Raw genomic sequence first — 1,659 nt, 5'->3', positions numbered from 1 at the left:
CGTTGCTTGGACGTGCATATCCAACAGCACGCATCTCTAGCCTCCTGCGTCCCTCCATCGTTCAAACAAATCAAACCAGTACAGGAATCTCAACCTGTTATCCATCGCCTACGCCTCTCGGCCTCGGCTTAGGTCCCGACTAACCCTGGGAGGACGAGCCTTCCCCAGGAAACCTTAGTCATACGGTGGACCAGATTCTCACTGATCTTTCGCTACTCATACCGGCATTCTCACTTCTAAGCGCTCCACCAGTCCTTACGGTCTAGCTTCATCGCCCTTAGAACGCTCTCCTACCATGCAACATAGTTGCATCCACGATTTCGGTAATGTGTTTAGCCCCGTTACATTTTCGGCGCAGGATCACTCGACTAGTGAGCTATTACGCACTCTTTAAATGGTGGCTGCTTCTAAGCCAACATCCTAGTTGTCTGTGCAATTCCACATCCTTTTCCACTTAACACATATTTAGGGACCTTAATCGGTGGTCTGGGCTGTTTCCCTTTCGACTACGGATCTTATCACTCGCAGTCTGACTCCCGGATATAGATCTGTGGCATTCGGAGTTTATCTGAATTCAGTAACCCAAGACGGGCCCCTAGTCCAAACAGTGCTCTACCTCCACGATCCTTAACTCCGAGGCTAGCCCTAAAGCTATTTCGGAGAGAACCAGCTATCTCCAAGTTCGTTTGGAATTTCACCTCTACCCACACCTCATCCCAGCATTTTTCAACATACACGGGTTCGGTCCTCCAGTGCGTCTTACCGCACCTTCAACCTGGACATGGGTAGGTCACCTGGTTTCGGGTCTACGTCAACGTACTCATTCGCCCTATTCAGACTCGCTTTCGCTACGGCTCCGGCCTTTGCGCCTTAACCTCGCACGCTAACGTAACTCGCCGGTTCATTCTACAAAAGGCACGCCATCACCCATTAACGGGCTCTGACTACTTGTAGGCACATGGTTTCAGGAACTATTTCACTCCCCTCCCGGGGTGCTTTTCACCTTTCCCTCACGGTACTGGTTCACTATCGGTCACTAGGGAGTATTTAGCCTTGGGAGATGGTCCTCCCGGATTCCGACGGAGTTTCACGTGTTCCGCCGTACTCAGGATACTGGGCTGAGGAAACGAAGTTTCGCTTACAGGGCTATCACCTTCTCTGGCTGATCTTCCCAAATCATTCAACTACTTCGTTTCTTGGTAACTCAAATGTCCAGTCCTACAACCCCAAGAAGCAAGCTTCTTGGTTTGGGCTGTTCCCTTTTCGCTCGCCGCTACTCAGGGAATCGAATTTTCTTTCTCTTCCTATGGGTACTTAGATGTTTCAGTTCCCCACGTCTACCTTCAACTGAGCTATGTATTCACTCAGTGATAACAGGTCTTTACTCCTGCTGGGTTTCCCCATTCGGAAATCTCCGGATCACAGTTTACTTACAACTCCCCGAAGCTTATCGCAGTTAGTCACGTCCTTCATCGGCTCCTAGTGCCAAGGCATCCACCATGCGCCCTTAATAACTTAACCTATATTATCTTACGATAATGGTTATGAGTTTAGCGATTAAACATTAATGTTTTAAACTCTTTAAAACGCGGTGTTCTCGGTTATTTTAATTAACAAAGAAATAAAAGATATTATCTAGTTTTCAAAGAACAAGTTTGA

1 rRNA gene (only partly in view) is annotated in these 1,659 nt (G+C 48.0%); it reads right to left on the bottom strand.

The features are described from left to right. A 23S ribosomal RNA gene (locus ABT996_RS09450) occupies positions 1–1,521 on the bottom strand (it extends 1,495 nt beyond the left edge of the window). Positions 1,522–1,659: the final 138 nt, after the last annotated feature.

Origin of the sequence: Ligilactobacillus sp. RTP31139st1_D10_RTP31139_211217 (genome assembly GCF_040226755.1) — a bacterium.
Lineage (GTDB): Bacteria > Bacillota > Bacilli > Lactobacillales > Lactobacillaceae > Ligilactobacillus > Ligilactobacillus animalis.
Note: the sequence above shows the minus strand (reverse complement) of the source record. Positions and strands in the feature narration are given on the sequence as shown.